The following is a 6,623-nucleotide window of genomic DNA, read 5'->3' as shown; positions in this document are numbered from 1 at the left end:
TTCAAATGGCGATTCAGCGTTTAATTGGTTTTGGGAAAAAAGAAGAGTTTAAGGAAATTTTGGCAATTTTAAGAAAGCAGAATCCTGATAGGATAAGGGTTCTGTGAAATTTGTCGTGTACAGAGAAGGTTTTCTTTACACCAAATTTTTCAATAATCAAACCGCTAAATGGGCGAATCGCGATTGCAGATAACATAAACAAAGTCATGGCTAAACCTGCCTGTGACAAGCTACCACCCAACTCATTCACAATATAAATAGGCAAAATTGTCGTTTGCGCAAAATAAAATATGAATAAGAACAAGTTATTGAATAAGCAGAGAATAAACGACTTATTCCATAAATGTTCGACATTTATAGCTGACATAACTTAAACCTATATATGGTGAGTGGAGTAGCGTGCAATGTGTACTTTGTTATACAGATGCTTTGTTATTGGAAGTCATCACACAGTAAGATCATGCAAAAAATAATAAACCTATTTATGTGAAAAGTATAGTTATTTAATAAAATTAAAATTAAAATTAGATTTTAATGCAATTATTTTAATTATTTTATCAAATAAAGATAATTAGGTTTATTTTCTAAAGTTGCAATACAAAAAAAATCAGCCGAAGCTGATTTCTTTGAATTTGAGCGATTAAACGCTGCAAATTTAAGGCTTATAAGCCAGATTCATAGTCTGCACTTGATAAAAGCTGTTCTACATCTGCCATATTGTCTGGTTTGATTTTATAAATCCAGCCTTTGCCATACGGTTCATCATTCACAAAATCAGGGTCATCTTCTAAATTGCTATTCACTTCAACTACTTCGCCTGAAACAGGGGCGTGAATATCTGAAGCTGTTTTAACAGACTCAACCACACCTGCTTGTTCACCCGCAATTACTTTTTGACCAACTTCAGGTGCTTCTACATAGACCAAATCGCCTAAAGCATCTTGTGCATGGTCTGAAATACCTGTGACGATCAAATCACCTTCAATACGCACCCATTCATGTGTTCTTGCATATTTTAATTCAGCAGGGTGATTCATTTGATAACTCCTTAAATTGTATCGAATCTTTTTGCCATGTTTTATACATGCTTTTTGCCAAAAACAAAAGTTTATAAATACGGATCTTTACGCCAATTGCTCGGACTGCGTCCACTCCAGCGTTTAAAAGCACGACTAAAATTAGCCACATCGCTATAACCCAATTCATCGGCAATTTGTTCTAGCGTGTAGTCGGTACGGGAAAGCAGGGAAGTCGCATGTCGATAACGGACTTCATCGACCAAGTTTGAAAATGAAGTACCTTCTGCAGCCAGTTGACGTTTGAGTGTGCGGTCTGACATGTGTAGATAGTCGGCAACATTTTCAATGCTTAAATAATGCTGTTCTGCGTGGGTTAAAATATCACGTACTCGCATAGAAATGCGGCGACGTTCACCTAAAGCAGAAAGTTCGGCTTCACATTGATTAATCGCAATTTGACTGGCAATAGGATCGGCATTAATCATTTTTAAGCCTAGATATTGCTTGTCAAAACTTAAACCTAAATACGGCTGATCAAAACGGAATTGATGATAAGGAAATTTCGAAAAATACTGATCAAAACCTGCAGGTTTAGGAAAGTCAAAATCGACTTCACCTGTAAAGTGTTCGGTACCTGTCATGGCTTTACTCATGGTAATCATGCCAATAATTAAAGCGATGGCAATTTCTGTGCGTAAAGGTTCCATGTGAATATCACACTGCAATTGCAGACTGGCTTTTTCACCAAAAGTTGAGAAAAACAATTGTAAAAAGGGCATACGCAGTTGAATAAAACGATTGGCTAAAATCAACGCATCACTAATTTCATGCGCAGTCATAATCGCATAGCCAATAAAGCCATGAATAGAAATGCGCATTTGCGTACCAAGATGATAACCGAGCGTCGATTCGCCTGTAAGTTTTAAAGCATGTTTAACCAACTCATTGGCAATAGGTGTAGGAATACGACATTCTGGGTCTGCCAACATTTCGCTATTGAGTTGAAATGGTGCAAATAAGGTATCTGCGTTATAACCCCAACGGGATACAACATCCAAAACCAATAAGCCATAAACCCCTGGAACACCTTGTTCCTGACGTGCTGATATTGTTTTCATGCATGTTCCATTGCATTTGCTAATTTTATTTTAATTTGCCTTAGCGACTGTCATCTATGCATATCTTAGTTTGCCAAACGGCGACATAAGAACGTAGATGACATATTGCATCTTGGCATGAAAATTAAAGAAATTCTATGGAAATTGTTAGACAAAACAGGCTTTGACTATATGCGATAAATCTGCATTTCATCAAAGCCTGAGTTACAGCAAAGTTGCTGGAGATGCTAATTTTTATCAGTCGATGGTTTTACGATTTTATCTTGTTCAATTAAAAAACCACCTGTTTGACGCTGCCAAAGTTGTGCATAAATTCCGTTCATAGCCACCAGTTCATCATGCGTACCTTGTTCTGCAATACGTCCTTGATCGAGCACAATTAAACGATCCATTTGTGCAATGGTAGATAGTCTGTGTGCAATCGCGATTACAGTTTTACCTTGCATGAGTTCATCGAGGCTCGATTGAATTGCCGCTTCAACCTCAGAGTCGAGCGCACTGGTGGCTTCATCTAAAATTAAAATAGGCGCATCTTTTAAGAAAACACGGGCAATGGCAATACGTTGACGTTGTCCACCTGAAAGTTTAACACCCCGTTCGCCCACGTAGGCTTCATAGCCTTTTTTGCCACGTAAATCGGTCAATTGTGGAATAAATTCTTCGGCTTTGGCTTTGCGTACAGCTTCAAACATTTCTGCATCAGTCGCGTCAGGACGACCATATTTAATATTTTCAGCCACAGTACGGTGTAATAGCGAAGTATCTTGAGTCACAAGTGCAATATTTTTACGCAAACTGTCTTGGGTCACATCTTCAATATTTTGCCCATCAATCATAATTGAGCCGTGTTTAAGCTCATAAAAATGTAAAAGCAATTGAATTAAGGTCGATTTACCTGCGCCTGAACGTCCCACGATACCAATTTTTTCGCCTGCACGAATATGCAGATTAAACTGATCAATCACGTTTTTACTGTTATAAGCAAAACTGACATCTTTAAACTGAATTTCGCCCTGAGCAACTTGTAATGGTTTTGCATCGGCTTTGTCTTGAATCGCAATTGGACGTCCGAGAGTTTTCATACCATCTTGAATGGTGCCGACATTTTCAAACAGGGCAGAGGTCTGCCACATCATAAACTCGGCAATACTGTTGAGTTTAAGAATCATGGCTGTAGTGGCAGCAATAATCCCCAATTCTGCACGGCCATTTAACCAGAGCCAAATTGCTGTACCTAAAACGCCCACATACAACACCACGCTTAATAAATTGATGCTGATTTCATATTGAGCGCCCAAACGCATTTGTTTATAAACCGTCAACATAAATTCTTGCATCGACGCTTTGGCATATTGGCTTTCGCGACCTGCATGCGCAAATAATTTTACGGTTTGAATATTGGTATAAGCATCGGTCACGCGTCCTGTCATCACCGCACGTGCATCGGCTTGTTCATTAGATACTTTGCTCAAACGCGGAATAAAATAAGCTGCTGCAAGAATAAATAAAGCCAACCATAGCAATAACGGCAAAATGAGCATTGGAGAAATTGCGCCCAATACCAGACTAATCGTAATAAAGTAAATGAATACATAGGCAAGCATATCGCCCAAAATGACCCAAAACTCACGTACTGCTAAGGCGGTTTGCATGACTTTGGCAGAGAGTCTTCCTGCAAAATCATTATGGAAAAAATCCAGACTTTGTTGCAACATTAAATTGTGGAAACGCCAACGCAAACGCATTGGAAAACCACTGTATAACATTTGATGCTTCACAATTGACTGCGCACTGGCAAAAAAGATATTGGCCAATAAAATACAAAACAGCAAAGTAAGGTTCTGCTGATGTTGCGCAAGGAAAGTATCTGGCTGACTTTGACTAAGCCATGTGACTAAATCGCCAATTTTTGCATATAGCAAAGCTTCAAAGCTGGCAGCGCCTGCAGTACATAAAACCAATAACAATAAATATGGACGTACACCTGAAGCTGCTTGCCAAACAAAGGCAAAAAACGTGGTTGGCAAGGGTTCGGTCAAACCTTTATTTGGATAAGGATCTATAAGTTTCTCGAACCACTTGAGCATACGATGTTACCTTGATGACTAAACCTAAATTTAAAGATAGATAAATTTAAGACAGTAAAAACAAAAAACTTAGGATAAAGTTAAGAGCATTCCTGTGAATATTTCTTAACTTATAGTGATACAGCTTGTAGGTCTAGTTTACGCCATAACACAGCAAATGTTGAAAATAGAAATATAGATGATTAATTTGCATACAAAATCACGTTATAGATTCACTTTTATACATAAAGCTGCAACACATCAAAAATTATCCATCCACAAAAAGCGTATTGGTTCACATTTTTAATGATATTTCATCGAACCAATAGCATATAAACATTTAATTTTAATGAAAAAATTAATTTAAATTCAACATTGATTGCTATAATCACGCCCATTTTTAGCACAACCGTGCTGTAAATTGGTTTTAAGTTGATATTTTTATGATGCGTAATTTTTTAGGTGCAATTGCACTATATTTGGGATTTATTTTTCCTGCTCAAGCCATGCCATTTGATCCATTGATTGGTACATGGAAAGTCATTGATGATCATACAGGGCATTATGTTGCAGAAATTGTGATTCGTAAGAACTCTAAAACTTCGGAATATAGTGCTGTAATTACTCGAAATTTGTTATCGGTAGGCACAATTCAATTAGAGGTATGCAGTAAATGCCAAGGCAACTTAAAGAATCAGCCCATAAAAGGCATGCAGGCATTAGAAGGCTTGGTAGCAAATTCAAATCCAAAACAATTTTCGCAAGGACAATGGATTAACCCGAAAGATGGTTATGTCTATAAAATTGATGCTCAATTAAATGCGGCGAATAATCAAATGAAAGTATATGGCAAAGCCAAGAGCGCGAATGCGATTAGCACGATGACTTGGAAAAAACTTTAACAGATTGTACGGCGTATTTTTGAAGCTACTTGATTGAAAGATTGAGTAGCTTTTTATCTTTTTGTGAATGATAAGATAAATTGAGACACCGAACACTCAAAATAAACCCATATATATCAATTGCTTAATATATTCATGTTATTCACCAATTAAAATGTCTATGCGATAAACCATTTAAAATGGCCTGTTTTTAACTGCAAGAGTCAAGAACAGGATTTAAATTTCTTTGTTCAATAACAACTTTCTGAGCTTTACGACTCGGCATACTTTTCTTGGCACGGGAACTTTTATTTTGTTTTTCCAACTCTTCATGTTGTTGCTGGATATGGGCCAGAACCGCACCTAATCTTTTATTCTTAACTACTTCATTCTGCTGCAGTCTAGCCAGTTTATTGAAAATACTGTAGTTGATCTTCCGTCCTTCGTGCATGATGGCCACAGTACCATCTGGATACTCTAAAAATGTTATGTATTGCCCAACAAGTTTGTGGTTCAGTGGTGTTGGCTCAAGCATATAAATACACTTGTCATACGTGATAGTCAGATTCTTCGTGACCTTACGCGGTTCCTGCCAGGTAAAAATATCCTCTAGCTCAGCATCAGATTCCGTTAAAGGTCGATGCAAGTTCTTCGAGTTTCTCGCACACTTGGCAAACTTCTGATTGAACTGCTCAATGAAGCAGGGCAGCCAAGCATTGGCCTCGGTAATTGAGCAGATGCCTTCCAAACGCATTTCCTTGATCAGGCGATCCTGCAGAGTTCTGTTGGCGCGTTCCACACGTCCTTTGGCCTGTGGTGAGTTGGCAAAGATAATATCAATAGTGAGACTACTGAGTACGCGTCCAAATTGCGTAATCTTGGTGTCTTTCTTGCTGCTTTGATTGACTCTAAAAACTGAGTGCTTATCACTGTAAAATGCTAAAGGTTTACCATGCTGTTCGACATACAGGCGTGTTGAAATCATATAGTCAAAGGCTGATTCTGATTCACAGAAGCGTAAATGCTGCAATTTACCAGTTGCATCATCGATAAATACCAGCAAACAGCACTTAGGTGCTCGTCCTTCAAACCAGTCATGATGTGAGCCATCGATTTGGACCAATTCACCATAACAGTCTCGATTATAACGAGGCTGATACGGGCGTTTCAGACGTTTATGACGAGGAATCCATAAATTGGCTGCAATCATCCAAGAACGCAGGGTTTCTACCGAAATATCAAATCCATGAATGGTAGTCAGCTTTTCATGTGCTAAAGTGGGACCGAAACCACGAGCAGCATGTGCTAATGCAGCAGGACCTTGAGCTTTATATTTTTGCAATAAGCGTCTGATCTGACGTTCTGAGATATGTAATAACTGAGCAGCCTGGGACTGGGTTATGCGTTGATCACAGATTTCCTGCAAGACCGACAATCTTTTAAGTTCTTTATCCGACATAGATACCAACATAACAAACCGTCCGCTAAGAAAATCGCAAAAGTGCGTATTCTAAAAGCGGACATTTTTACTTTGGAGAA

General features: G+C 38.3%; 5 protein-coding genes and 1 pseudogene. 1 reads left to right on the top strand and 5 read right to left on the bottom strand.

The window, feature by feature from the left end:
• Positions 1-106: 106 nt before the first annotated feature.
• From FTT78_RS12985 to FTT78_RS12970, 4 genes and pseudogenes are all read right to left on the bottom strand, one after another.
• Positions 107-367: pseudogene (locus FTT78_RS12985) on the bottom strand (MFS transporter); the annotation flags it as partial.
• Positions 368-662: 295 nt separating this feature from the next.
• On the bottom strand, positions 663-1,037 hold the full coding sequence (gene gcvH, locus FTT78_RS12980; RefSeq protein WP_104851960.1) for a glycine cleavage system protein GcvH: 375 nt from the start codon (positions 1,035-1,037) through the stop codon (positions 663-665).
• Positions 1,038-1,108: 71 nt separating this feature from the next.
• A complete protein-coding gene (locus FTT78_RS12975; RefSeq protein ID WP_004973729.1) occupies positions 1,109-2,137 on the bottom strand; it encodes an AraC family transcriptional regulator in 1,029 nt (342 codons plus the stop codon).
• A gap of 227 nt (positions 2,138-2,364) precedes the next feature.
• The gene (locus FTT78_RS12970; protein ID WP_167846013.1) at positions 2,365-4,224 is read right to left on the bottom strand and encodes an ABC transporter ATP-binding protein; all 1,860 of its coding nucleotides are present in this window, start codon (positions 4,222-4,224) and stop codon (positions 2,365-2,367) included.
• Positions 4,225-4,646: 422 nt separating this feature from the next.
• Here FTT78_RS12970 and FTT78_RS12965 point away from each other — a divergent pair, with 422 nt between their 5' ends.
• Positions 4,647-5,105: a DUF2147 domain-containing protein gene (locus tag FTT78_RS12965; RefSeq protein ID WP_004973733.1), complete on the top strand. Its 459-nt coding sequence runs from the start codon at positions 4,647-4,649 to the stop codon at positions 5,103-5,105.
• 190 nt (positions 5,106-5,295) lie between these two features.
• On the opposite strand, the gene FTT78_RS12960 is transcribed toward FTT78_RS12965, so the two are convergent.
• On the bottom strand, positions 5,296-6,543 hold the full coding sequence (locus FTT78_RS12960) for an ISNCY family transposase (protein WP_179988969.1): 1,248 nt from the start codon (positions 6,541-6,543) through the stop codon (positions 5,296-5,298).
• Positions 6,544-6,623 lie beyond the last annotated feature (80 nt).

The organism is Acinetobacter sp. YH01011 (assembly GCF_013420785.1).
GTDB lineage: Bacteria > Pseudomonadota > Gammaproteobacteria > Pseudomonadales > Moraxellaceae > Acinetobacter > Acinetobacter towneri.
This window is presented reverse-complemented; position numbering and strand designations above follow the sequence as displayed.